This window comes from Cobetia sp. ICG0124 (assembly GCF_004006355.1).
GTDB classification, from domain to species: Bacteria; Pseudomonadota; Gammaproteobacteria; order Pseudomonadales; family Halomonadaceae; genus Cobetia; species Cobetia marina.
This window is the reverse complement of sequence record NZ_CP024893.1, coordinates 2,436,041-2,460,079: the sequence shown is the minus strand read 5'-3', so window position 1 is coordinate 2,460,079 and position 24,039 is coordinate 2,436,041. Positions and strand designations below refer to the sequence as shown.

Sequence of the window (24,039 nt, the reverse complement as noted above, 5' to 3'; positions counted from 1 at the left end):
GGTACGACCATGGCTCTGGCTGTGGTCGTACTTTTTTCTGCATTGTCGCCAGTGACCAGGATGCCGTGCAGGAGGAATGACGTGTCCGATCCCGCCGTACTTGAAATCGTGCAAATGGAAGATGGGGAAGTGATCCTGCGTGCCGCCGAGAGTGAAGGTGAGCCACTTCTCAGTATCCGCATCTCCGATGAAGCTGCCGATCTGCTGCGTGACAATCGCTTCGAGGTCGCGCGTGAGATGATCGACCACGCCATCACCCGCACCCGCCTGTGGGATGGCGAGGATGATGAGGACGAGCAGTCGGAAGGCATGGTGCACTGACTGCGAGCCATGAGATCAGTGCAGGCCGCCATCGCGGATCACGCCCACGCCGAGGCCCTCGATTTCCAGGCTGTCCGTGCGCAGATCCACCTTGATGGGAGCGAAGTCCTCGTTCTCGGCTTCCAGCCATACGTAATGGCCATCGCGACGGAAGCGCTTCACCGTCACTTCATCCCCCAGACGCGCTACCACGATCTGTCCGTCACGCACGCTGCTCGTGCGGTGCACGGCCAGCAGGTCACCTTCCAGAATGCCGACATCCTTCATCGAGACCCCGCGCACGCGCAGCAGATAGTCGGCGGCAGGCGAGAAGTAGTCACTGGGCAGTGGGCAATGGCGATCGATATGCTGGCTGGCCAGGATAGGGCTGCCAGCGGCCACTTCCCCGATGACCGGCAGGCCCTGCTCGCTATCCTCTTCCGCCTCGGCCAGAGACGGCACGCGGATGCCCCGCGAGGTGCCCGGCACCATCTCGATGGCTCCCTTGCGCTTCAGGGCACGCAGATGCTCTTCCGCGGCATTCGGTGAGCGAAAGCCCAGTGCCTGGGCGATTTCGGCACGCGTTGGCGGATAGCCTGAGGACTTGATGGTCTTGATGATGAAATCGAAGACATCCTGCTGGCGCGGAGTAAGCGGCTGAGTCATGGGCATTGCCTTTGGCCTGGGCGGCATCTGAGCTGACGGCACGGGGTGTGCATCCATACAACTGTCATTGTATCCAGTCATGGCGGTCATGCAAGGCATCGTGGACCTGACAAGGCATCCGCCCATGGCCCAGACCGATACCGTTACCCGTATCCTCGATACCGCCGAGGTCCTGTTCGCCGAGCGAGGCTTCGCCGAAACCTCGCTGCGCAATATCACCAGCAAGGCCAAGGTCAACCTGGCGGCGGTCAATTATCACTTCGGCTCAAAGAAGTCATTGATCCAGGCAGTGTTCGCCCGCTATCTCGACCCCTTCAGCGAGCGTTTCCATGCGGCACTCGACAGTGTCGAGCAGCAGCATGCCGGTCGTCAGGTGCCGCTGGAAACGCTGCTGGAAGTGATGGCGCGCACGGTGCTGGAGGTGCCGGCCGAGCGCAACAGCCTGCGTACCTTCATGCGCCTGCTCGGGCTTGCCTATACCCAGGGGCAGGGCCACATGCGTCGCTACATCCGCGAGCATTACGGCACGGTCTTCAGCCGCTTCGCCGAGCTCCTGAAGCTTGCGACGCCGGACCTGCCAGACAACGAGCGCTTCTGGCGTCTGCACTTCATGCTCGGCAGCGTGATCTTCACCTTCTCGGGACTGGACGCACTGCGCGATATCGAAGAGGCCGAATACGGCCATCACACCAGTGTGCGCGAGCTGATCCAGCACATGCGTCCGGTGGTGGTGGCGGCGATGGCGGCTCCGCTGCCGGCCTCGCTCGGAGATGGTGAAGCGGTCACCCAGGCGGCCAGCTGATGGCTTGCTGGGTGGCGGTGGATCTCACCCGCCAGCGTCTTGAGATACGCAATGACGCGCCGAGTGGCAGTCGTGATGCGCCGCCCCCCGCGGCTGACCCTGACACGCTGGTGCATGCCTGTGCGATCTCCAGCGGCCTCAACGGTATCGGCGAGCTCGATGGCAGCGGTTGCACGCCGACCGGCTGGCATGTGGTTCGCGCCGCGATCGGGGAGGGCAATCCGCGTGGTGCCGTCTATCGTGGGCGGCGCTTCACGGGAGAGGTGTTCACGCCTCGACTGGCCGCCGAGCACCCCGAACGCGACTGGATCCTGACGCGTATCCTGTGGCTCAGCGGTCGTGAGCCCGGCATCAACCGTGGCCGCAACGCGGCGGGACAGCGCGTCGACAGCCTGCGGCGCTACATCTACTTCCATGGCACGCCGACCAGCGAGCCGATGGGCACCCCGGCCTCCCATGGGTGCATTCGTCTGCGCGATGAGGATCTGCTGTGCCTTTTGACGCTGCGTTGCCTGGCGGCTGGTGCTCGCGACTGTTCGAGTCGCGCTCAGTCGGCTAGAATTGCGCCTTTCCTCGCGCCGGCCGCCTGTCCTGAGGCTTGTCTTCCAGGCTGCCGAGCCCCGTAAGCAGGCCATGGACAGGAAGGATGTCATGACACAGCCATTGGGCTCCGTAATGCTCGACGTCGAGGGGCATACCCTCACGTCTGACGAACGTGAACTACTGGCACGCCCCGCCGTCGGCGGCGTCATCCTGTTTGCGCGCAACTGTGTTTCTCCCGAGCAGGTGCTGGCGCTGTGCGGTGAGATCCGCCGCGTCAATCCACATCTGTTGATCGCCATCGATCAGGAAGGCGGACGGGTGCAACGGCTGCGCGAAGGCGTGACCCGCCTGCCGCCGATGCGCGCCCTGGCACATTGCTGCCTGGGACGTGACTGTGACGGCTGCGGTGATGATGCCCAGTCGTCAGGGCTCGGGTTTGCCCGTGACGCCGGCTGGTTGCTGGGCATGGAGATGGCCGCCATTGGCTGCGACATCACCTTCGCGCCGGTATTGGATATCGATGTCGCGGGTTCCACCATCATCGGCGACCGCAGTTTCGGGACGACTCCCGAGGACGTGATTGCCGTCGGTACCGCCTTCATCGAGGGCCTGCGCGAAGCTGGCATGGCAGCGGTCGGCAAGCATTATCCCGGTCATGGTGGCATCGCGGCGGATACCCACCGCGAGCGCGTGATCGACCCCCGCCCCTTCCGCGAGCTGCGCGAGCATGATCTCAAGCCCTTCGCGGCGCTGGCGGATCGCCTGGGTGGCGTGATGCCGGCTCATGTCATCTACCCCGATTTCGATGCGCGCCCCGCCGGCTTCTCGCCAAGCTGGCTGGGGCTGCTGCGTGAGGAGTTCGGTTTCAAGGGCGCCATCTTCTCCGATGACCTGGGCATGGCGGCTGCCGTGGCCGAGGGCGAGCCGGAAGTGCGCGCTCGTCTGGCACTGGATGCCGGCTGCGACATGGCGCTGGTGTGCAATGATCCCGCCGCCGCACGTGCCGTGCTCGACAGCCTCGATGGGGATGAGCAGCGCAATGCCGGCAAGCGTCAGGCGCGTCTGCGCTACGGGCGCGCCCGCCCCACGCTCGAGGGCCTTGCGGGGCTGTCTCGCTGGCGGCGTACCCATGCACGTCTCGAGGCGCTGGCGGCCAGTCAGCCGCCAAGGACTCCACATGGCTGAGAAATCCGCCACCGAGGCGGCTGCCGACAAGCTGGCGGCGCCTGCCGAAGAGATGATCAATCACTGGGTCGAGCCGCTGCGCAACTGGGTGGAGCAGACCTTCGGTCTGCCACTCTGGGGGATCAACCTCGCCCTGGTGCTGGTGGCCGTGGTCGTGCTGCATCTGAGCGAGCGCATTCTGCTCAGTCGCCTGGCCGTGCATGCCGAGAAGAGTCGCAACCTGTGGGATGACGCGCTGCTGCACGGGCTGCGCCATCCGCTGTCTCTGTGGCTCTACAGCATGGGGTCGCTGGTCGCGCTGGATATTCTTGCCCATCAGTTCGCGCCCGGCAGCCTGGAGGCCTATCTGGGCACGGTGCGCCAGATCATCACCCTGCTGGCGCTGGCCTGGGCGTTGATTCGCATGATCAAGCGCTTCGAGTCGCTGCGTACCACGCCACCGCCCGGCACCAACGTCAATGCGATGGATGCCACCACGGCCTCGGCGATCAGCAAACTGCTGCGTGCCGTCGTGATCGTGCTGGTGGGTCTGGCCATCCTGCAGAATCTCGGTGTGTCACTGTCCGGCGTGATGGCCTTCGGTGGGGTCGGCGGTATCGCGGTGGGCTTCGCCGCGCGTGATCTGCTGGCCAACTTCTTCGGTGCCCTGATGATCCATCTCGACCGCCCATTCAAGGTCGGTGACTGGATTCGCTCGCCGGACCGCGAGATCGAGGGCACCGTCGAGGACATCGGCTGGCGGCTGACGCGCATCCGCACCTTCGACATGCGTCCGCTCTACATCCCCAACGCCATCTTCACCAGCATCGCGGTGGAGAATCCGTCACGGATGTACAACCGGCGCATCTTCGAGACCATCGGCTTGCGTTACGAAGATGCCACCCGGGTCGGTGACATCATCACCGCGGTCCGCGAGATGGTGGAAGGGCATGACGAGATCGACCAGACGCGGACCCAGATCGTGAACTTCAACAGCTACGGTGAACACTCTCTGGACTTCTTCGTGTACGTCTTCACGCGCACCACCGACTGGGTGAAGTATCACGCCATCAAGCAGGATGTGCTGCTGCGCATCCATGACATCATCCGTGAGCACGATGCACGCGTGGCCCTGCCGGGGCAGCGCCTGCACTTCGCTGACGTGCTGTCCCTCGAGGGCGCTGCTCCTCAAGGCGACACGAATGCTGATCGCGCCGCCGTTCTGCTTCATCCTCCGCTGCTACATCCTCTGCCACGTCCGCCCGACGTGGAGATGAGGCCAGTGATACCCAGGAAACTCCCGATGCTGACTCCGACGCCTGACTCCCTGAGCGCCCTGCATGCCGAAATGCGAGACGTGATGGACAACGCCGACTGCCTGATTCCCCAGGCAGAGCTGGAGGTCGCACTCGATCGCATGGCCGGGGAGTTGACCCGCAGCCTTGGTGATCGCATGCCGATCTTCTACTGCGTGATGAATGGCGGCCTGATTACCGCAGGTCAGCTGTTGACCCGACTCAAGTTCCCGCTGGAAGTCGATTATCTGCACGCGACGCGTTACCGCGGTGCCATGCGCGGTGGCGAGCTGTTCTGGCGCGTCAATCCGGAACTGCCGATGGCCGGTCGTGACGTGGTCATCGTCGATGACATCCTCGATGAGGGTGGCACCTTGGCGGCCATCATCGAGTACTGCCGTGAAGCGGGTGCGCGCAGCGTGTCCAGCTGTGTGCTGGTGGACAAGAAGCACGATCGCAAGGCCTATCCGGGCTTCAAGGCCGACTTCTGTGGTCTGGATGTCGAGGACCGCTTCCTGTTCGGTTTCGGCATGGATTACAAGGGCTACTGGCGCAACGCGCCGGGCATCTACGCGCCCAAGGGGCTGTAACACGCCTGCATGTGATCACCACCCGCCCGGGCCACCGCGGCGGGTGGTGTCGTTTTCGGGGCCTTTTCTCGTCTCTTGGCGCAGAGCGTGACGATTGTGCTTGTCGTTGTCGGTTGGCTCGGAGTAGCGTTCGCTCAGGGCCGAAGCGTTCGGCTCTTGAGAGATTCCTGCACATGGGTGGCGAGGAGACAGGGGATGCTGGCAGTCATCGGGGGGACCGGGTTCGGCCATTGGCCGGGTCTGGAGGTGCTCAAGCGGGGTGGTCAGGAAACTCCCTTGGGGGCGGCGTCCTGCGGGGTGGTGCAGGGGCGGCTCGGCGGCAGGTCGATCCTGTTTCTGGCGCGGCATGGTCAACCCCACAAGATGCCGCCGCACCGAATCAATTATCGCGCCAACCTGTGGGCGCTCAAGCAGGCCGGGGCGACTCACGTCGTTGGCGTCAACTGCGTGTCAGGTATCGACCCGACGCTTGCGCCGGGCACGCTGGTGGTCCCGGATCAGTTGATCGATTACACGACGGGGCGCGAGGGCTCGTTCTTCGATGGCCGTTTCAAGCCGTTCCAGCATGTGGCATTCGCCTGGCCGTATCACCGTGTCTGGCGCGAGGAGCTGCATTCGGCGGCGTCTGACGCGGGACTGGTGATCCAGGCAGGCGGAGTGCTGGGCGTGGTGCAGGGGCCGAGACTGGAAACCGCGGCCGAGATTCGTCTGATGGCGCGCGATGGCAATACGTTGGTGGGCATGACGGGGATGCCCGAGGCCGTGCTGGCCCGGGAACTCGAGATGGAGTACGCCAGCCTGTGCCTGGTGATCAGTCACGCGGCCGGGGTCGGGGAGGAGGAGCCGACGAGGGCCGGAACGGAATCGGTGATCGAGGCAGGCATGCCGCAGGTGCAGCGCTTGCTGGCGGCGCTGCTGGCACGCCATGCGTGAGGCGCTTGTCCCTGGGAGGTGAGGCGGTCTGACTGCCAGAAAAACGGCCTGCATCAGCGATGCAGGCCGTTTTCATGTTCCGCGCATTTTCACGTGCACAGAGGTGAGTGGGGGCGTCAGGCCGCCTGGGTCTTGGCGTTGAGCAGCTCAAGCAGGGATTCGCAGAAGCTGAAGCGCGCCTCGGCGTCTTCCATCTCGGTGGTGAAGCGCAGTGTGTCGGCACCTTCCAGCTTGTAGACATCGGGCTGGCGCTGGATGAGTGTCACCAGCGTCAAGGGATCGACAGGCGTCTGGGCGCCGAAGATGATGCGACCGCGTGCGGCACCGGCTTCCAGCTTGACGATGCCCAGTGCCTGGGCGCGCTGGCGCAGCCGGGTCTGGCGGAACAGCGTCTTGACCGGCTCCGGCAACAGGCCGAAGCGGTCGATCATCTCGACCTGCAATTCCCGGAGATCGCTGGCGTTCTCGGCGTTGCTGATGCGCTTGTACATCATCAGGCGCTGCTGGACATCGTGGAGGTAGTCACCCGGAATCAGCGCCGGCAGATTGAGTCCGACTTCCACGCCCTCATCCAGCGGCGATTCGATGTTGGGCGTCTTGCCGGCCTTGATGGCCTTCACGGCGCGATCCAGCATCTCCATGTACAGCGAGTAGCCGATGGTTTCCATCTGGCCGGACTGCTCATCACCCAACAGCTCGCCTGCGCCACGGATCTCCATGTCATGGGAGGCCAGGGTGAAGCCTGCCCCCAGGTCATGCGATTCGCTGATTGCCTCCAGACGCTTGACCGCATCGCGGGTCATGGCCTTGGGGTGCGGGGTCAGCAGGTAGGCGTAGGCCTGGTGATGCGAGCGCCCGACGCGCCCACGCAGCTGGTGCAGCTGCGCGAGGCCGAACTTGTCGGCGCGTTCGATGATGATGGTGTTGGCGCTCGGGACGTCGATGCCGGTCTCGATGATGGTCGAGCAGACCAGCACGTTGAAGCGCTTGTGGTAGAAGTCCGACATGCGCCGCTCCAGGCTACGCTCCGGCAGCTGCCCGTGGGCGACACCGACGATGGCCTCCGGCACCAGTTCCGCGATGCGTGCCGCGCTTTCCTCGATGGTCTTGACCTCGTTGTGCAGCACGTAGGCCTGTCCGCCGCGCAGCAGCTCACGCAGGATGGCTTCCTTGATCACGCCGTCGTTACGCTGCTGGACGAAGGTCTTCACCGACAGGCGGCGCGCCGGTGGCGTGGCGATGATGGACAGGTCGCGAATGCCGCTCATCGCCATGTTGAGCGTGCGCGGAATCGGCGTGGCGGTCAGGGTCAGGATGTCCACTTCGGCACGCAGGCTCTTGAGTCGCTCCTTCTGGGAGACCCCGAAGCGGTGCTCCTCATCGATGACCAGCAGTCCCATGTTGGGCAATTCCAGCGACTTGGAGAGCAGCTTGTGGGTGCCGATCACGATATCCGCCTGCCCCTTGCGGATGCGCTCCAGTGACGTTTCCTGGCCCTTGCCGCTGGTGAAGCGCGACAGCAGGGCGATCTCCACCGCGGTGTCGGCGAAGCGATCGCGGAAGTTGTCGTAATGCTGCTGGGCCAGCAGGGTGGTGGGTACCAGCACCACCACCTGGCGTCCGGAGTTGACGGCCAGGAAGGCGGCGCGCATCGCGACCTCGGTCTTGCCGAAGCCGACATCGCCGCACACCACGCGATCCATCGGCTGAGGAGAGCACATGTCCTGGATCACCGCGCCGATGGTCTGCGCCTGGTCCGGTGTCTCCTCGAAGGGGAAGCTGGCCGCGAAACGGGCGTAGTCCTCGGCGGGGAAGTCGCAGGCATGGCCGACACGCGCTTCGCGCCGTGCATAGACATCCAGCAGCTCGGCGGCGGTGTCGCGAATCTTCTCGGCCGCCTTGCGCTTGGCCTTCTCCCACTGCTCGGACCCCAGCTTGTGCAGCGGTGCCAGCTCATCGCTGGCGCCGGAATAGCGTGAGATCAGATGCAGGCTGTCCACCGGCACATAGAGCTTGGCGCCGTCGGCGTATTCAAGGGCGAGGAACTCGGCTTCCTGACCGCCGGCGTCGATGGTCTCGAGTCCCAGGTAGCGACCGACCCCGTGGGTGTGGTGTACCACCGGTGCGCCTTCGCGCAGCTCCGAGAGATGACGCACGGCCAGTTCGTTGTCATCGGTGGCACGCGCCTGACGACGGCTCTGGCGGACTACCTCGCCATAGAGCTCGGTCTCGGTGACGATGACCAGCCCCTTGGCGGCGTCTTCGCGCTCGGGGGAGGGCGCCTGGGAGGTCTGCTCACCCGCTACCCAGGCACCACGCGTCAGGCCGCCGACGGTCAGGCCGACCGCGGCGGGACTGTCGACGAAGTGCTGGAAGCTCGCGAAGTCCTCCAGGCTGCGTAGCCCGAAGCTGCGCAGCAGCGCAGCGAGCTGCTCCTCGACGACTTCCCGGCGACCCTGGGTCTCGGCGACGAACAGGATGCGCTGTGCGCTCTGGCCGTTGAGTCGCTGCTTGAGGAAGCTCGCTAGCGCCTGGGTGGGGTCGGCGCTGCGTGCATCGATGGCGAGGCTGGGCAGCGCCTGCTGGCCGAATTCTATGGTGTGCGCATTGGGCTCGCGCAGCAGTTCGATGCGCTCGTGCTGCTTGATCAACGCGAACAGTTCGTTGACCGGCACGAAGGCGCGATGCGGCGGCAGCAGCGGGCGCGTGGGGTCCACGCCGAGATTGGCGTAGCGCGTGGTGATGGCGTCCCAATGATGTTCGGCCGCTTCGCGAGCTCCCGGCAGCATGGCGATCCGCAGGTTGTCGCCCATGTGATCGAACAGCGTCGCGGTCTCCTCGAAGAACAGCGGCAGATACTGCTCGAGCCCCGGTGAGGGAATGCCCTTGATGGCATCGTTGTAGAGGATGCACTGGCGGGGGTCGACATCGAACAGTGTCTCGAAGCCCTCGCGGAAACAGGCGATGGCGCTGCGCGTCAGAGGATATTCGTGGGCGGGCAGGATCTCGATCGCCTCGACCTTGTCGCCGCTGCGCTGGGTGTCGGGGTCGAAGGCGCGCAGGGTGTCGATCTCGTCATCGAACAGATCGATTCGCAGCGGTTGCTCACTGCCCATCGGGAACAGGTCGATCAGCGCGCCGCGCAACGCATACTCTCCGGGCTCGTAGACGGTCTCCACCGCACGGTATCCGGCACGTGAGAGGCGTGAGCGGAAATTCTCGCGGTCGAGAGTGTCTCCCCTGGCGAGACTGAAGACCTGGCCGGCGATGTAATCCGCCGGCGCCAGGCGCTGCATCAGGGTGTTGACCGGCACCGGCACGATGGCGCGGCGGCTGGCCTGCAGCGTGCGCAGCGTGCGCAGGCGCTCCGAGACGATGTCCTGGTGGGGCGAGAAACTGTCGTAGGGCAGTGTCTCCCAGTCAGGGAATGGCAGCAGGCGCTCCGGGTGGCGGGTATAGAAGTGCAGGTCCGCCTCCAGACGCTGGGCGCTGGCGGTGTCCGGCGTGATCACCATCAGTGGCGCTTCATCGGCGTCCGCCAGGCGCGCCAGCGCCAGGGCGGCAGCGCTGCCATCCTGCAGCGTCCAGTAGGTGGTCTCACGGGGAGAGCGTGGCAACGGGGGCGTCAGCGGAGTCTCGAACATGGGCTCTGGTGTCTTGTGTCCTGGGCTTGGGCGCAGGAAGGGCTCTTGTAGTCAAATCGTTGATTCTGTAGCACTACTACCCTCCGTGCGACCATCCTTTCATTGTGACCCCGCCCCCCGTTACGCATACTCAGCTGGCCTTGTCCGACGCTGCGAATTCCTCCGTGAGCAAAGAGAATCTCGAAGCCTGTTTCAAGCAGTGGCAAGACAATGAAGCCCTCGCCGAACAGATGATCCCGCTGCTGGGTGACCTCTATCGTCGCTTCAATGTCGTGCCCTCCATCTATGGGCGTTCGCTGATCAACCGCTCCATGGTGCGTATCCTCAAGAACCACCGTTGGGTGCGCAAGGCGGAAGGCGTGGAGCTGTCCGTCGAGGACACCTTCCCGCTGGTGCGTGCCATGATCGAGCTGAATCTCGGGCCGGCCCATGTCGATATCGGCAAGCTGGCGGTGGCCTTCAAGCGCTCCGACGAGACGGACATCACTGCCTTCCTAAAACGCGAGCTTGCCGAGATCGTCGATGGCTACGTCGAAGGCGGCATGGGCGGCGATCCCAAGGATGTCGTCCTGTATGGCTTCGGGCGTATCGGCCGCCTGCTGGCGCGCATCATGATCGAGAAGGCCGGTGGCGGTAATCTGCTGCGTCTGCGCGCCATCGTGGTGCGTGGCAGCAAGGAGGATCTGGAGAAGCGGGCCAGCCTCCTGCGTCGTGATTCCGTGCATGGCCCCTTCGAGGGCAGCATCACGGTCGATCAGGAGAATTCGGCGCTGATCGTCAATGGCAACTACATCAAGATCATCTACGCGAACTCGCCGTCCGAGATCGATTACACCGCGCACGGCATCGACAATGCCATCGTGGTCGACAATACCGGCAAGTGGCGCGACGAGGCCGGCCTTGGGCAGCACCTCGAGTGCAAGGGCGTGGCCAAGGTGCTGCTCACCGCTCCGGGCAAGGGCGATCTGAAGAACATCGTCTATGGCGTCAACCACACCGACATCCGTGACGATGATCGCATCATCTCCGCGGCGTCCTGCACCACCAACGCCATCGTGCCGGTACTGAAGGTGCTGCACGACGAATACGGCGTCAGTCAGGGGCATGTGGAGACGGTCCACTCCTATACCAACGACCAGAACCTGATCGACAACTTCCACAGCGGGGACCGTCGCGGTCGCGCGGCGGCACTCAACATGGTGCTGACCGAGACCGGTGCCGCCAAGGCCGTCGCCAAGGCGCTGCCGGAGCTTTCCGGCAAGCTGACCGGCAACGCGATCCGTGTGCCGACGCCCAACGTCTCGATGGCGATTCTCAATCTGACGCTGGACACCGCAAGCGACGCCGAGCGCATGAATGACTTCCTGCGCACGGCCTCTCTGCACTCTTCACTGCAGAAGCAGATCGACTACGTCGATTCCTGTGAAGTGGTCTCTTCCGACTTCGTCGGCAACCGTCATTCCGGCATCGTCGATGGTCAGGCGACCATCGTCACCGACAAGCAGGCCGTCGTGTATGTGTGGTATGACAACGAGTTCGGTTACAGCTGCCAGGTCGTGCGTATCCTGCAGCACATGTCCAACGTGCGTTTCAGCTATTTCCCCACTCGCTGAGGCAATGGGTCGCGCCCTGGCGTGATTCACGCACGGTGAGGAAAAAATGCCTGTCAATACAACGCCCCTGCCATCCTCGATGGCAGGGGCGTTGGCGTGTTGAATGCCCTCACCACTTTAGTGTCGTATGGTCTTTCGGGGCTCGCATCTTTATAATGAGGCGGATTTTTTTGGGCCGGTCCAATCTCTGGGCTACACCTCCAACCGTCTGATAAGAAAAGCATTCACATCAACTGAAACGCGAATCTCGCGAGGTTGCCTGGCCGTATGTCGGCCTCGAGGCGTGTCATTGATGCGTGATCTTTCCTGAACAACATCAGATCCGACAATTGGGCGAGTCTATGATCGAAGTCAAACGTGGCCTGGATCTCCCCATCGCCGGGGCGCCGGAGCAGCGTATCGAGGATGCGCAGCCCGTTCGTCGCGTAGCGATCCTGGGTGTTGACTACGTCGGCATGAAGCCGACGATGGAAGTCCGTGAAGGGGACAAGGTGAAACTGGGGCAACTCCTGTTCACCGACAAGAAGACCCCGGGCGTCCGTTACACCGCGCCTGCTGCCGGGACCGTGGTCGAGATCAACCGTGGCGAGAAGCGCAAGCTTCTGTCCGTGGTCATCGAGACCGATGCGCAGGGCGAAGCGGTGGAATTCACCGCGCATGGCGAGGCGGCGCTGGCCGGTCTCGAGCGTCAGGTCGTGGTCGACCAGCTGGTCGACTCCGGTCTGTGGACGGCATTCCGTACCCGCCCGTTCTCGCGTGTACCGGCACTGGATGCCACCCCGGCAGCCATCTTCGTCACCGCCATCGATACCCACCCGCTGGCCGCAGATCCGGCCGTGGTGCTCAAGGGGCAGGAAGTTGCGTTCCGTCAGGGTCTCGTCGCATTGACGCGTCTGACCGAAGGCAAGGTGTTCCTGTGCCAGGCACCGGGCGCGGATATCCCGGGCGGCGATGTGGCCGGCGTGGTCAGCGAGTCCTTCAAGGGCCCGCACCCGGCAGGTCTGCCGGGTACGCACATCCATCATCTCGCACCGGTCAGCCTGAAGCGTCATGTCTGGCATGTCGGTTATCAGGATGTCGTTGCCATCGGTACCCTGCTGGCGGAAGGGCGTCTGGACACCACGCGTGTCATCGCCGTCGGTGGCCCGCGTGCGACCAAGCCCCGCCTGCTGCGTACCCGTCTGGGCGCGAGCACTGAAGAACTGCTCAAGGGGGAAGTCGAGCAGCCGGAAGATACCCGTGTGATCTCCGGTTCCGTGTTCTCCGGTCTGACCTGTGAAGGGGCGCTGCGTTTCGTCAGCCGCTATCACACTCAGGTGAGTCTGCTGGAAGAAGGCAACAAGCGTGCCTTCATGGGCTGGCTGTCCACCGGTGCCAATCGTCACTCGGTGCTGGGTATCTACCTGTCGAAGCTGACCGGTCTGCGTGACTATCGTCCCAACACCTCCACCAATGGCTCCGAGCGTGCCATGGTGCCGGTGGGGGCGTACGAGAAGGTCATGCCGCTGGACATTCTGCCGACGCAGCTGCTGCGCTCGCTGATCGTGGGTGATATCGAGACCGGCATGCAGCTTGGCTGCCTGGAGCTTGATGAAGAGGACCTCGCACTGTGCACCTATGTGTGCCCGGGCAAGTACGAGTACGGTCCCATCCTGCGTGACAACCTCACCACGATCGAGAAAGAGGTCTGATGATGGGTATTCGACAGACTCTGGATAACCTGGAGCCGCACTTCCACAAGGGTGGCAAGTACGAGAAGTTCTACGCGCTCTACGAAGCCGTGGACACGATTTTCTATGCGCCGGCGAGTGTCACGCGTACCACCGCGCACGTGCGTGATGGTATCGACCTGAAGCGCATCATGATCACGGTCTGGATGTGTACCTTCCCGGCCATGTTCTTCGGCATGTACAACGCCGGTCTGCAGGCCAACGAGGCCATCGCTGGCGGTTACAGTGCATTGGGCGGCTGGCGTGAAGCCATCGTCATGATGCTGGCGGGCAGCCATGATGCGGGCAGCGTGTGGGCCAACTTCATCCTGGGGGCCACCTACTTCCTGCCCATCTATCTGGTGACCTTCGCGGTCGGCGGCTTCTGGGAAGTGCTGTTCGCGATGCGTCGCGGTCACGAGGTCAACGAAGGCTTCTTCGTCACCTCCGTGCTCTTCGCGCTGACGCTGCCGGCCACCATCCCGCTGTGGCAGGTCGCGCTCGGCATCACCTTCGGTGTGGTGATCGGCAAGGAAGTCTTCGGCGGTACCGGCAAGAACTTCCTCAACCCGGCGCTGTCCGGTCGTGCCTTCCTGTACTTCGCCTATCCGGCCAGCATTTCCGGTGACGCGGTGTGGGTGCCGGCTGACGGCTATACCGGTGCGACCGCACTGTCCACCGCGGCACAGGACGGCATGAGCGCCCTGATGCAGCAGATGAGCTGGACCGATGCCTTCCTGGGCTTCATTCCGGGCTCGTTGGGTGAGGTATCGACGCTGGCCATCTTCCTCGGCGCGGCGGTACTGCTGTGGACGCGCATCGCCTCCTGGCGAATCATGCTGGGCGTGTTGCTGGGCATGGTCGCGACCTCGGCGCTGTTCAACGCCATCGGCAGTGACACCAATGCCATGTTCGCGATGCCGTGGTACTGGCATCTGGTCATCGGCGGCTTCGCCTTCGGCATGGTCTTCATGGCCACCGATCCGGTCTCGGCTTCCATGACCGACAAGGGCAAGCTGATCTTCGGTGCACTGATCGGCGTGATGACCGTGTTGATCCGTGTCGCCAACCCGGCCTTCCCGGAGGGCATCATGCTGGCGATCCTGTTCGCCAACCTGTTCGCCCCGCTGATCGACCACTTCGTCGTGCAGGCCAACATCAAGCGCCGCGTCAAGCGCGAGGCTGCCGGCATCGCGAACGAGGAGACCGCCTGACATGGCCAGCAACAATTCCATCAAGAAGACCCTCGGCGTCGCGCTCGGGCTGTGCATCGTCTGCTCGGTGGTGGTATCCACCGCAGCGGTCGTGCTGCGTCCGATGCAGATGACCAATGCCGAGCTGGACCGCAAGAGCAACATCCTCGCGGTCGCCGAGCTGCTGCAGCCGGGCGAGGATGTCGGCCAGCAGTTCCGTGACAAGGTCACCGCCAAGGTCGTCGACCTGAACAGCGGTGAGTACGTCGACGACATCGATCCGGAAAAGTACGACCAGGCCAAGATGTCCAAGGACCCGGCCACCTCACGTACCCTGTCCGGTGATGAGGATCTGCCGGGCATCAAGCGTCGTGAGCAGTACTCGGTGGTCTATCTGGTCGGTGATGTCGAGCAGCCGGACGAGATCATCGTCCCGGTGCGTGGCAACGGCCTGTGGTCGATGATGTACGGCTACCTGGCACTCAAGGGTGACGGCAACACCGTGGTGGGTCTGTCCTTCTATCAGCAGGGGGAAACTCCGGGGCTGGGCGGCGAAGTCGACAACCCGAAGTGGAAGGCCCAGTGGGATGGCAAGAAGATCTATCCCGAAGACAGCATGGACCCGGAAGTGCACCTGAAGAAGGGCGGTGTCAATCCGTCATCTCCGGATGCCAAGTACCAGGTTGATGCCCTGTCAGGTGCTACCCTCACCAGCAACGGCGTGACCAACCTGCTGCAGTTCTGGATGGGTGAGAATGGCTTCGCCAAGTACCTGACCCAGTTCCGCGACGTCAAAGGAGCGTAATGATGGCAGCCGAAACTCCTAAAGGTGTCCTGACGACGCCGATCTTCAAGAACAACCCCATCGCGCTGCAGATCCTCGGTATCTGCTCCGCGCTGGCGGTGACCAACTCGATGAACACCGCCCTGATCATGGGGATCGCGGTGTCACTGGTGACGGCGTTCTCCAGTCTGTTCATCTCGTTGATCCGCAATCACATCCCGTCGTCCATCCGCATCATCGTGCAGATGACGATCATCGCCTCGCTGGTCATCGTGGTCGATCAGTCGCTCAAGGCCTTCGCCTTCGAGACCTCCAAGCAGCTGTCGGTCTTCGTCGGTCTGATCATCACCAACTGCATCGTGATGGGCCGCGCGGAAGCCTACGCCATGCAGAATGGCCCGGCGATGAGCTTCATCGACGGTATCGGCAACGGTCTCGGCTACACCGTGATCCTGCTGGTGGTCGGCTTCGTGCGTGAGCTGTTCGGTTCCGGCTCCCTGTTCGGCGTGACCATCCTGCAGACCGTCAACGACGGTGGCTGGTACATCCCGAATGGTCTGATGCTGCTGCCGCCGTCCGCGTTCTTCGTCATCGGTCTGTTCATCTGGGTGCTGCGCAGCGTCTATCCGGAGCAGGTCGAGAAGGCGGAGTACAAGATTACCGCCAACACCAAGATCAAGGAGGCCGTGTAACATGTTCGAACACTACCTGAGCCTGTTCATCAAGGCCGTGTTCGTCGAGAACATGGCGCTGGCCTTCTTCCTGGGCATGTGCACCTTCCTGGCGGTGTCCAAGAAGATCCAGTCCGCGATCGGTCTGGGCGTGGCCGTCATCGTCGTGCTGGCGGTGACCGTCCCGGTCAACAACCTGATCCTGAACTATCTGCTGCGTGAAGGCGCGCTGACCTGGACCGGTCTGAAAGGTGCGGAAAGCATCGACCTGTCCTTCCTGGGTTACCTGTCCTACATCGGCGTCATCGCGGCGATCGTCCAGATCCTCGAGATGTTCCTCGACAAGTTCGTGCCGGCGCTCTACAACGCGCTGGGCGTGTTCCTGCCGCTGATCACGGTCAACTGCGCGATTCTCGGTGCGGCCCTGTTCATGGTGCAGCGTGACTACAGCTTCGGCGAGTCCGTGATCTATGGCGTGGGTGCCGGCTTCGGCTGGGCACTGGCGATCGCCGCACTGGCCGGTATCCGCGAGAAGCTCAAGTACTCTGACGTGCCGGCTGGCCTGCAGGGTCTCGGCATTACCTTCATTACCGTTGGCCTGATGTCGCTGGGCTTCATGTCCTTCTCCGGCGTCCAGCTGTAACGCAACCGAGCATAAGGAAATCGAAATGGTAGATACCTCCATCATCGTGCTCGGCGTCGTCATGTTCACCGTGGTCGTGATCGGCCTGGTGCTCGTGATTCTCGCGGCACGCAGCAAGCTGGTCTCGAGCGGTGACGTCCAGATCGAGATCAATGGCGACCCCGCCAACACCCTGACCACCCAGGCCGGCGGCAAGCTGCTGCAGACCCTGGCGGCCAATGGCATCTTCCTGTCCTCCGCCTGTGGTGGCGGGGGTTCCTGTGCCCAGTGCAAGTGTCGGATCGAGGAGGGCGGCGGCTCCATCCTGCCCACCGAGGAATCCCACTTCACCATGGGTGAGAAGAAGGAAGGCTGGCGCCTGTCATGCCAGGTCCCGGTCAAGCAGGACATGAAGATCGAAGTGCCGGAAGAGATCTTCGGTGTGAAGAAGTGGGAAACCACCGTGACCGCCAACCCGAACGTCGCGACCTTCATCAAGGAGCTGAACCTGCAGCTGCCGGAAGGCGAGGAAGTCAACTTCCGCGCCGGCGGTTACGTGCAGCTGGAAGCGCCGGCCTACGACATCAAGTTCTCCGACTTCGATATCGAAGAAGAGTATCGTGGTGACTGGGAGAAGTTCGGTCTGTTCAACGTTCAGCACAAGAACGAAGAGCCGGTCATCCGCGCCTACTCCATGGCGAACTATCCGGAAGAGTACGGCATCCTGAAGTTCAACATCCGTATCGCCACTCCGCCGCCGAATTCCCAGCATCCGCCGGGGCTGATGTCCACCTATGTCTTCTCGCTGAAGCCGGGTGACAAGGTGACCGTGATGGGGCCGTTCGGTGAGTTCTTCGCCAAGGATACCGACGCCGAGATGGTCTTCATCGGTGGCGGTGCCGGCATGGCGCCGATGCGCAGCCATATCTTCGATCAGCTCAAGCGTCTGAATTCCAAGCGCAAGATGTCGTTCTGGTACGGTGCGCGCTCCATGCGCGAGTCGTTCTACAACGAGGAATACGACCAGCTGGCCGAAGAGAACGAGAACTTCGAGTGGCACCTGGCGCTGTCTGATCCGCAGCCTGAGGACAACTGGGAAGGCCCGACGGGCTTCATCCATAATGTCCTGTACGAAAACTACCTCAAGGACCACCCGGCCCCTGAGGACTGCGAGTACTACATGTGCGGGCCGCCCATGATGAACGCCGCCGTCGTCAAGATGCTGACCGACATGGGTGTGGAGCCGGAGAACATCCTGCTCGATGACTTCGGTGGTTGATCGATGATGTCACGCGTCGCAAGACGACTGGCAGGGCCGGCCCTCATGGGGCTGGCCCTGCTGGTTGCAGGCTGTGAAAATTCCAGCAACCCTGAGTTGCATCGCTTCGCCGGTCCCATCTTCGGCACCGGATTCCATGTCACGGTGGCAGGGGATCTGGATGTCGATGAGGTGGCGTCACTCAAGCAGGCGAGCGTCGAGGCGCTGGACAAGGTCGACTGGCAGATGTCGACCTACAAGGACACCTCGGAGCTCTCGAAGCTCAATCAGGCACCGCTGGATACGCCGATCACGCTGTCGGATGGCCTGGCGCAGGTGCTGGCCGAATCGCAGGATATCGGCAGGCGCTCCGAGGGTGCCTTTGACATCACCGTCGGCCCGGCCGTCAATCTGTGGGGCTTTGGCCCGGATGAGCGTCTCGACAAGGCACCGAGTGATGCACAGATCGCGCAGGCGCTCGAGAAGGTCGATCATCTGGCGCTGGAGCTCGATGGCAATACGGTGATCAAGCGCAAGCCGGTGTATGCCGACCTGTCGGGGATCGCCAAGGGCTATGGGGTGGATCGAGTCGCCGATGTGCTCGAGGCCAATGGCATCGAGAACTATCTGGTCGAGGTCGGTGGCGAGATCCGCGTCAAGGGTGAGAAGCCCGGCCACAAGCCGTGGCGTATCGCCATCGAAGCGCCGAAGTCCTTCGAGCGTTCCGTGCAGCGGATCATCGACCCCGGCAATGCTGCCGTGGCGACTTCCGGTGACTACCGCAACTATTTCGAGCAGGACGGCGTACGTTACTCACACACGATCGATCCGCGTACCGGTCGTCCCATTCAGCACTCCCTGGCATCGGTGACGGTCATCACGCCAGATTGTGCGAGTGCGGACGCCTGGGCCACGGCACTCAACGTGCTTGGCGCCGAGAAGGCAATGGCCATCGCAAGACGCGAGAACATTGCCGCCTATTTCATTGTCAAAACGGATGATGGCTTCAAGCAGTCCTGGAGTCCGGCATTCGCGCCCTATCTGAAGGACGCGCCGGCGACAGGCGACACGAAGCCCGCAGGGGAATCCAGCGTCTGAGCCTGAGTGGGCCAACATGGGGCCATGCCCCGGGAGAAATGACATGACTATCTGGTTACTGGTGTTCGCCGCCATGCTGCTGTTGATCGGCGCGATGGCTGTCGGGGTGTTGATGGGGCGCAAGCCGATCGCCGGCTCCTGCGGCGGCCTCAACAACCTCGGGCTCAAGGATGGCTGTGACATCTGTGGCGGCAAGGATGACGAGTGCGAGAAGGAGCAGGAGCGCCAGCGTCTGATGGCCGAGAGCGGCGGCAAGCCGGCCAGTGATCTGGCCTACGAAGCCCCGCGTCGCTGATTTCTGCTCTGATGACTCAGAGCCCGCCGGCCGCAAGGCCAGCCGCCGGCCCTGGCATGCCATTCTCTCCCTGAGCAGAGTGTGGCGTGTCAGGGCCGGCCTACGAACAACCAAGGAGCAAAGCGAGTCTCATGGCAGTCTACAACTACGATGTGGTCGTGATCGGTACCGGTCCGGCAGGGGAGAGCGCGGCGGTCAATGCGGCCAAGCATGGCAAGCGAGTGGCCGTGATCGAGGCCCAGTCCTCCGTGGGCGGCAACTGCACCCACAAGGGCACCATCCCCTCCAAGGCCCTGCGTCACGCGGTCAAGCAGATCATCGAGTTCAACACCAATCGCATGTTCCGCGACATCGGTGAGCCGCGCTGGTTCTCCTTCCCCAAGGTGCTGGAACGTTCGCGTCGTACCATCGAGCAGCAGGTCGAGATGCGCACGCGCTTCTATGCTCGCAATCGCATCGACGTGTTCTTCGGTACCGCGCGCTTCAAGGACGAGCACACCGTGCTGGTGCGTGATGCCCATGAAGGGACCGAGGAGCTGCACGCGGAGAAGGTCGTGATCGCCACCGGGTCGCGCCCCTACCGCCCGGCAGACGTCAATTTCCGCCACCCGCGTATCTATTGCTCCGATACCATCCTGGGTCTGTCGCACACGCCGCGCACGTTGATCATCTACGGTGCCGGTGTCATCGGGTCCGAGTACGCCTCCATCTTCTCGGGGCTGGGCGTCAAGGTGGACCTGATCGATACCCGTGATCGTCTGTTGTCGTTCCTGGACAACGAGATTTCCGACGCGCTGTCCTACCACCTGCGCAACAACGGCGTGCTGGTGCGCCACAATGAGGAATACGAGCGCATCGAGGGCGATGAGTCCGGTGTGGTCGTGCACCTCAAGTCCGGCAAGAAGCTGCGTGCGGACGCCTTCCTGTGGGCCAATGGGCGCACCGGCAACACCGACAGCCTCGGGCTCGAGAACATCGGTCTGCAGGCCAATGGCCGTGGTCAGCTGACGGTCGATGATCAGTACCGCACCGAGCTGGACCACGTCTATGCCGTGGGCGATGTCATCGGCTGGCCGAGCCTGGCCTCTGCTGCCTATGATCAGGGCCGCTTCGCCTCGGCCAACCTGCTGGGCGAGGAGTTCAAGTTCGTCAATGAGGTGCCGACCGGCATCTACACCATCCCCGAGATCAGCTCGGTGGGGCGTGGCGAGAGCGAACTGACCGAAGCGCGCATTCCCTACGAAGTGGGGCAGGCCTTCTTCAAGGACACCGCACGCGCCCAGATCACCGGCGACACCGTCGGCATGCTCAAGATCCTGTTCCATCGCGACACGCTGGAAATCCTCGGCATCCACTGCTTCGGTGATCAGGCATCCGAGATCGTGCACATCGGCCAGGCCATCATGCAGCAGCAAGGTGAGGCGAATACGCTCAAGTACTTCGTCAACACCACCTTCAACTACCCGACCATGGCGGAAGCCTATCGGGTCGCTGCCATGAACGGGCTGAATCGTCTGTTCTGATCGCAGACAAGCGACACTCGGCAGACAAGCAATCATTCACGCAGGGCGCTGCAGGATGATCCGACCACGGACCTGACCCTGAGGCTGGGGCATGAGGAGCTGGTCATCCACCGCCGTTACGAGCTGGCCAGCATCATCAACGAGCTGGTGCTGGGTCTGTTGTTCACCATCGGCAGCGTGTGCTTCTTCTGGGATGAGTGGATGACGCTGGGGATCTGGCTGTTCGTGATCGGCTCGCTGCAGCTGACGCTCAAGCCGTTGATCCGCCTGGCGCGCCGCATGCACCTCAAGCGCCTGCCGGAATCAGGGCTGGATCTCTAGCAGGCGACTTCACTCCGTCTCTCTGTCTCACTGGCTCTCCGGCTCTAGAGATCAGCGATAGCGATGCACGCGCAGGCTCTTGAGAAAGGGCGTGTCCTCGATGCGCACATCTCCGCGTCTGGCGCGTGTGCGCTGTGCGGGCGGGGTCGGTGAGGGTTGGTTGAGCGCCGGAAGGCGCAGGTCATCGTGGGGCAGGAACAGCGGTAGCGAGACGTTCATCGCGCGGCGAGTGCGCAGCTCGCCATCCTCGCGCAAGACCGGCTCACGATAGAAGAGATTGGCGCGCATCAGCGGCGCCTGAGGCTGGATGCGTGCCAGTATCTCGTCAGAGGGCAGGCCCGCCAGCAGTCTGAGCTGCAGGCGCACGTGATCGGCCTCGGTATCCAGTTTCATCAGCATCGCCTCGCACTCCGGCACACTGACGCGCTGAATGGAGCGTCCGGAGCTGTACCAAGCGAAACGCACTCGCGCCACCGCTGCTTCCGCGACCGGTACGCGCCGCCAGCATTGCTTCAGATGCAGACGAGCGAGGCCATCGCCCTTCAGGTGCTGGTTGAGGCCGGGGTGGCGGAAGGGCAGGATGGCCTTGAGCTCCGCGAGTTGATCGGGATACGCCTCACGCAGTTCGGCAAACAGTCCCGCCAGATGCTCCTTGGCCAGATTGAGGGCGCCGACCGCCTGGATCACCTGCGGGCCTGCCGCCACCACGCCCAGATAGGGGCGGGTGACACGCCCATCCTGCCCATCCTGATACCACACATCCTGCAGCGCGAGCCGTAGCCAATCGAGATCGGCATGGCCGCCATCCAGCCGCCACAGCGGCGAATTCTCCTCCGCGACGGCAGTGATGACCTGTTCGGCTGCGCTGATTGCGTCTAGCGATCGCGATAGCGTTCGGTGAGATCCCCATAGGCATCGATGCGGCGGTCACGCAGATAGGGCCAGATGCGGCGCACGTCCTCGCCACGCGCCAGATCCACCTCGACCAGCAACTCCTCGGGCTCGGTGCCGCCATGCGCCAGCAGTTCGCCCTGGGGTCCGCACACGAAGCTGCCTCCCCAGAACTGGATTCCTTCGCTGGCAGGCGTCGGGTCCGCTTCATGGCCGACCCGATTGGCGACGATCACCGGCACGCCATTGGCGACGCCGTGGCTGCGCTGGATCAGGGTCCAGGCATCCTTCTGGCGCGTCTGCTCGGCTTCATCATCGCGCGGGTCCCAGCCGATGGCGGTGGGATAGAGCAGCATCTCGGCACCGGCCAGTGCCATCAGCCGCGCGCCTTCCGGGTACCACTGATCCCAGCAGACCTGCACGCCCAGGCGGCCCACCGAGGTATCGATGGGCTCGAAACCGCGGCGCGGCGACTGTGCGCTGGGCGCATCACCCGGCGTGAAGTAGAACTTCTCGTAGAAGCCGGGATCATCCGGGATGTGCATCTTGCGGAAGGTGCCGACCAGGCCATCGGCCTTGTCGAGCACCACGGCGGTATTGTGATATACGCCCGCGGCGCGGCGCTCGAAGATGGAGCCGACGATGACCAGACCGAGTTCAGCGGCCAGACTGGCCAGGCGCTGGGTGGTCGGGCCTTCGAGGGGTTCGGCGAGATCGAAGATCGCGGTGTCTTCCGTCTGGCAGAAATAGTGGCTGGCATGCAGCTCCTGCAGCATCACCAGCTCAGCACCGCCGGCTGCCAGGCGGCGGATGGCCGCCTCGCTGGCCGCCAGGCTCGTATCCTTGTCGGGCCAGCCCTGCTGCTGGACGACACCGACCTTGAGTGTACGGCGGGAAGTGGTCATCACAGTGCTCCTTGAGTGAGGTTCGAGGTGGCCAGGGTGCCCTTGGGCAGTTGCATGGTCATGCAGTGCAGACTGCCATGCTGGCGAATCACGGCGCGGCAGTCGACCGGGATGATGTCACGTCCCGGGAAGGCGCCCGCCAGGGCCTTGAGCGCGATCATGTCGTGACGATCGGCATAGGTCGGCACCAGCACCGCGCCGTTGATGATCAGGAAGTTGGCATAGGTCGCCGGCAGGCGATGGCCATCTTCGGGATCGAAGCAGGCCTCTGGCCATGGCAGCGGTACCAGGAAGTACGGATCGCCATTGGCATCCAGCATGTCTTCCAGCTCGGCTTCCATCGCCTTGAGCGCCGGGTAGTGCGGGTCGTCGCGATCATCGCAACGCACGTAGGCGATGGTACGCGGGTCGCAGAAGCGCGCCAGGGTGTCGACATGACTGTCGGTGTCATCGCCTTCCAGATGGCCATTGGCCAGCCACAGGATGCGTGAGACACCGAAATCGGCCGTGAGCTGTGCCTCGACCTGCTCGCGGCTCAGCCCGGCATTGCGATTGTCGTTGAGCAGGCAGGCCTCGGTGGTCAACAGCGTCCCCAGGCCATCCGTCTCGATACCGCCGCCTTCCAGAATGAAATCGCGACTTTCCACCGGGCTTGCATAGACCCCTTGAGCGGCCAGCGCTCGGGTCAGGGCGTTGTCACGGGCGGCTTCGAACTTGCCGCCCCAGCCGGTGAAGGTGTAGTCGAGCAGTACCGGCTGGCCATCACGTTCGACGGTGATGGGGCCGTGGTCACGCGTCCAGGTGTCATCCAGCGGCGCCACATGCAGATGCAGACGCTCGGCCGGCACGCCGAAACCGGCGAAGCGTGACGTGAGGCGCTCGCGGGTGGCCTCGTCACTGACGCTGATCAGCACGTGCTGATACCGGCTGATGGCGATCACCATGGCCTCGCAGGTGGCTTCGATGCTCTCGAGCATCTCGTTCCAGTCGCTGTGGGGGCTGGGCCAGCTGAGCTGGATGGCATCCTGCGGGTGCCATTCGGCAAGCAGACGGGTGGCCATGGGCATCTCCCTGATGAAGAAGTGACGGTAATGCCGCGAGCCGCGATACCGCGGACTCGGCGCGCGATGATAGCAGAGCCATGCGTCGACGCTAGCCCCTGCGTGCGTCATATGGCCAGACACTCGAGACTGGCGGTTCATGCTGTTCTCATGCGAGG

The 24,039-nt window shown here is 63.3% G+C and carries 22 protein-coding genes and 1 pseudogene; 18 read left to right on the top strand and 5 right to left on the bottom strand.

Going from position 1 to position 24,039, the window contains the following annotated elements:
- The first annotated feature begins 81 nt into the window (after window positions 1–81).
- Window positions 82–321 carry a hypothetical protein gene (locus CU110_RS11545; RefSeq protein ID WP_103751365.1) on the top strand — a complete coding sequence of 80 codons (240 nt, stop codon included), beginning with the start codon at window positions 82–84 and terminating at the stop codon, window positions 319–321.
- Between the two features lie 15 nt (window positions 322–336).
- On the opposite strand, the gene lexA is transcribed toward CU110_RS11545, so the two are convergent.
- On the bottom strand, window positions 337–966 hold the full coding sequence (gene lexA, locus CU110_RS11540; RefSeq protein ID WP_077371975.1) for a transcriptional repressor LexA: 630 nt from the start codon (window positions 964–966) through the stop codon (window positions 337–339).
- A gap of 124 nt (window positions 967–1,090) precedes the next feature.
- On the opposite strand from lexA, the gene CU110_RS11535 reads away from it, so the two are divergent.
- From CU110_RS11535 to CU110_RS11515, 6 genes and pseudogenes are all read left to right on the top strand, one after another.
- Window positions 1,091–1,768: a TetR/AcrR family transcriptional regulator gene (locus CU110_RS11535; RefSeq protein ID WP_077371978.1), complete on the top strand. Its 678-nt coding sequence runs from the start codon at window positions 1,091–1,093 to the stop codon at window positions 1,766–1,768.
- On the top strand, window positions 1,768–2,394 hold the full coding sequence (locus CU110_RS11530) for a L,D-transpeptidase (protein WP_127736080.1): 627 nt from the start codon (window positions 1,768–1,770) through the stop codon (window positions 2,392–2,394). Before CU110_RS11535 ends, CU110_RS11530 begins: the two co-directional genes overlap by 1 nt.
- Before the next feature lie 25 nt (window positions 2,395–2,419).
- A complete protein-coding gene (gene nagZ / locus CU110_RS11525; RefSeq protein ID WP_127736077.1) occupies window positions 2,420–3,496 on the top strand; it encodes a beta-N-acetylhexosaminidase in 1,077 nt (358 codons plus the stop codon).
- Window positions 3,441–4,586, top strand: a pseudogene (locus CU110_RS18030) (mechanosensitive ion channel family protein); the annotation flags it as partial. The gene nagZ and the pseudogene CU110_RS18030, both read left to right, overlap by 56 nt.
- A 192-nt stretch (window positions 4,587–4,778) precedes the next feature.
- Window positions 4,779–5,360 (top strand): hypoxanthine-guanine phosphoribosyltransferase, encoded by a 582-nt coding sequence (locus tag CU110_RS16270; RefSeq protein ID WP_077371987.1) that lies wholly within the window; start codon window positions 4,779–4,781, stop codon window positions 5,358–5,360.
- Window positions 5,361–5,555: 195 nt separating this feature from the next.
- Window positions 5,556–6,293: an S-methyl-5'-thioinosine phosphorylase gene (locus CU110_RS11515; protein WP_077371990.1), complete on the top strand. Its 738-nt coding sequence runs from the start codon at window positions 5,556–5,558 to the stop codon at window positions 6,291–6,293.
- 116 nt (window positions 6,294–6,409) lie between these two features.
- On the opposite strand, the gene mfd is transcribed toward CU110_RS11515, so the two are convergent.
- Entirely contained in the window at window positions 6,410–9,937 is a 3,528-nt protein-coding gene (gene mfd / locus CU110_RS11510) for a transcription-repair coupling factor (protein ID WP_084209150.1), read from the bottom strand.
- Window positions 9,938–10,101: 164 nt separating this feature from the next.
- Between mfd and CU110_RS11505 the strand changes: the two genes are divergently transcribed.
- The 11 genes from CU110_RS11505 to CU110_RS17175 all read left to right on the top strand — a co-directional run bounded on the left by CU110_RS11505 (window position 10,102) and on the right by CU110_RS17175 (window position 21,024).
- Window positions 10,102–11,550, top strand: coding sequence for a glyceraldehyde-3-phosphate dehydrogenase (locus CU110_RS11505; RefSeq protein ID WP_084209149.1), 1,449 nt, complete (start codon window positions 10,102–10,104; stop codon window positions 11,548–11,550).
- Window positions 11,551–11,891: 341 nt separating this feature from the next.
- The gene (locus tag CU110_RS11500; protein ID WP_084209148.1) at window positions 11,892–13,241 is read left to right on the top strand and encodes a Na(+)-translocating NADH-quinone reductase subunit A; all 1,350 of its coding nucleotides are present in this window, start codon (window positions 11,892–11,894) and stop codon (window positions 13,239–13,241) included.
- On the top strand, window positions 13,241–14,473 hold the full coding sequence (locus CU110_RS11495; protein WP_077372002.1) for an NADH:ubiquinone reductase (Na(+)-transporting) subunit B: 1,233 nt from the start codon (window positions 13,241–13,243) through the stop codon (window positions 14,471–14,473). Before CU110_RS11500 ends, CU110_RS11495 begins: the two co-directional genes overlap by 1 nt.
- Window position 14,474: 1 nt before the next feature.
- Window positions 14,475–15,257, top strand: a complete 783-nt coding sequence (locus CU110_RS11490; protein WP_077372005.1) for a Na(+)-translocating NADH-quinone reductase subunit C — start codon at window positions 14,475–14,477, stop codon at window positions 15,255–15,257.
- Window positions 15,258–15,259: 2 nt separating this feature from the next.
- Window positions 15,260–15,928 carry an NADH:ubiquinone reductase (Na(+)-transporting) subunit D gene (locus CU110_RS11485; RefSeq protein ID WP_077372008.1) on the top strand — a complete coding sequence of 223 codons (669 nt, stop codon included), beginning with the start codon at window positions 15,260–15,262 and terminating at the stop codon, window positions 15,926–15,928.
- Between the two features lies 1 nt (window position 15,929).
- Window positions 15,930–16,550, top strand: a complete 621-nt coding sequence (nqrE, locus tag CU110_RS11480; protein ID WP_084209147.1) for an NADH:ubiquinone reductase (Na(+)-transporting) subunit E — start codon at window positions 15,930–15,932, stop codon at window positions 16,548–16,550.
- Between the two features lie 25 nt (window positions 16,551–16,575).
- Window positions 16,576–17,808 carry an NADH:ubiquinone reductase (Na(+)-transporting) subunit F gene (gene nqrF, locus CU110_RS11475; RefSeq protein WP_077372013.1) on the top strand — a complete coding sequence of 411 codons (1,233 nt, stop codon included), beginning with the start codon at window positions 16,576–16,578 and terminating at the stop codon, window positions 17,806–17,808.
- Between the two features lie 3 nt (window positions 17,809–17,811).
- A complete protein-coding gene (locus CU110_RS11470) occupies window positions 17,812–18,885 on the top strand; it encodes an FAD:protein FMN transferase (RefSeq protein WP_240499576.1) in 1,074 nt (357 codons plus the stop codon).
- Window positions 18,886–18,928: 43 nt separating this feature from the next.
- Window positions 18,929–19,180: a (Na+)-NQR maturation NqrM gene (gene nqrM, locus CU110_RS11465; RefSeq protein ID WP_077372016.1), complete on the top strand. Its 252-nt coding sequence runs from the start codon at window positions 18,929–18,931 to the stop codon at window positions 19,178–19,180.
- 131 nt (window positions 19,181–19,311) lie between these two features.
- Entirely contained in the window at window positions 19,312–20,703 is a 1,392-nt protein-coding gene (gene sthA, locus CU110_RS11460) for a Si-specific NAD(P)(+) transhydrogenase (protein WP_077372019.1), read from the top strand.
- Window positions 20,704–20,751: 48 nt separating this feature from the next.
- Complete coding sequence (locus tag CU110_RS17175) at window positions 20,752–21,024, top strand: YrhK family protein (RefSeq protein WP_127736070.1); 273 nt, start codon at window positions 20,752–20,754, stop codon at window positions 21,022–21,024.
- 51 nt (window positions 21,025–21,075) lie between these two features.
- On the opposite strand, the gene CU110_RS11450 is transcribed toward CU110_RS17175, so the two are convergent.
- The 3 genes from CU110_RS11450 to CU110_RS11440 form a co-directional block, all read right to left on the bottom strand.
- Complete coding sequence (locus CU110_RS11450) at window positions 21,076–21,783, bottom strand: DNA replication terminus site-binding protein (RefSeq protein WP_127736067.1); 708 nt, start codon at window positions 21,781–21,783, stop codon at window positions 21,076–21,078.
- Between the two features lie 116 nt (window positions 21,784–21,899).
- A complete protein-coding gene (locus CU110_RS11445; protein WP_077372028.1) occupies window positions 21,900–22,820 on the bottom strand; it encodes a carbon-nitrogen hydrolase in 921 nt (306 codons plus the stop codon).
- On the bottom strand, window positions 22,820–23,881 hold the full coding sequence (locus CU110_RS11440) for an agmatine deiminase family protein (RefSeq protein WP_084209144.1): 1,062 nt from the start codon (window positions 23,879–23,881) through the stop codon (window positions 22,820–22,822). The genes CU110_RS11445 and CU110_RS11440 overlap by 1 nt, the downstream gene beginning before the upstream one ends.
- Between the last annotated feature and the right edge of the window lie 158 nt (window positions 23,882–24,039).

What these genes read in the sequence shown, in the direction of transcription:
- CU110_RS11485 (WP_077372008.1), top strand. Translation starts at nt 15,260, where the DNA reads ATGGCAGCCGAAACTCCTAAAGGTGTCCTGACGACGCCGATCTTCAAG.
- nqrM (WP_077372016.1), top strand. Translation starts at nt 18,929, where the DNA reads ATGACTATCTGGTTACTGGTGTTCGCCGCCATGCTGCTGTTGATCGGC.
- CU110_RS16270 (WP_077371987.1), top strand. Translation starts at nt 4,779, where the DNA reads ATGCTGACTCCGACGCCTGACTCCCTGAGCGCCCTGCATGCCGAAATG.
- CU110_RS11440 (WP_084209144.1), bottom strand. Translation starts at nt 23,881, where the DNA reads ATGGCCACCCGTCTGCTTGCCGAATGGCACCCGCAGGATGCCATCCAG.
- CU110_RS11470 (WP_240499576.1), top strand. Translation starts at nt 17,812, where the DNA reads ATGATGTCACGCGTCGCAAGACGACTGGCAGGGCCGGCCCTCATGGGG.
- nqrF (WP_077372013.1), top strand. Translation starts at nt 16,576, where the DNA reads ATGGTAGATACCTCCATCATCGTGCTCGGCGTCGTCATGTTCACCGTG.
- nagZ (WP_127736077.1), top strand. Translation starts at nt 2,420, where the DNA reads ATGACACAGCCATTGGGCTCCGTAATGCTCGACGTCGAGGGGCATACC.
- sthA (WP_077372019.1), top strand. Translation starts at nt 19,312, where the DNA reads ATGGCAGTCTACAACTACGATGTGGTCGTGATCGGTACCGGTCCGGCA.
- nqrE (WP_084209147.1), top strand. Translation starts at nt 15,930, where the DNA reads ATGTTCGAACACTACCTGAGCCTGTTCATCAAGGCCGTGTTCGTCGAG.
- CU110_RS11515 (WP_077371990.1), top strand. Translation starts at nt 5,556, where the DNA reads ATGCTGGCAGTCATCGGGGGGACCGGGTTCGGCCATTGGCCGGGTCTG.
- CU110_RS11500 (WP_084209148.1), top strand. Translation starts at nt 11,892, where the DNA reads ATGATCGAAGTCAAACGTGGCCTGGATCTCCCCATCGCCGGGGCGCCG.
- lexA (WP_077371975.1), bottom strand. Translation starts at nt 966, where the DNA reads ATGACTCAGCCGCTTACTCCGCGCCAGCAGGATGTCTTCGATTTCATC.
- CU110_RS11445 (WP_077372028.1), bottom strand. Translation starts at nt 22,820, where the DNA reads ATGACCACTTCCCGCCGTACACTCAAGGTCGGTGTCGTCCAGCAGCAG.
- CU110_RS11490 (WP_077372005.1), top strand. Translation starts at nt 14,475, where the DNA reads ATGGCCAGCAACAATTCCATCAAGAAGACCCTCGGCGTCGCGCTCGGG.
- CU110_RS11495 (WP_077372002.1), top strand. Translation starts at nt 13,241, where the DNA reads ATGATGGGTATTCGACAGACTCTGGATAACCTGGAGCCGCACTTCCAC.
- CU110_RS11530 (WP_127736080.1), top strand. Translation starts at nt 1,768, where the DNA reads ATGGCTTGCTGGGTGGCGGTGGATCTCACCCGCCAGCGTCTTGAGATA.
- CU110_RS11535 (WP_077371978.1), top strand. Translation starts at nt 1,091, where the DNA reads ATGGCCCAGACCGATACCGTTACCCGTATCCTCGATACCGCCGAGGTC.
- mfd (WP_084209150.1), bottom strand. Translation starts at nt 9,937, where the DNA reads ATGTTCGAGACTCCGCTGACGCCCCCGTTGCCACGCTCTCCCCGTGAG.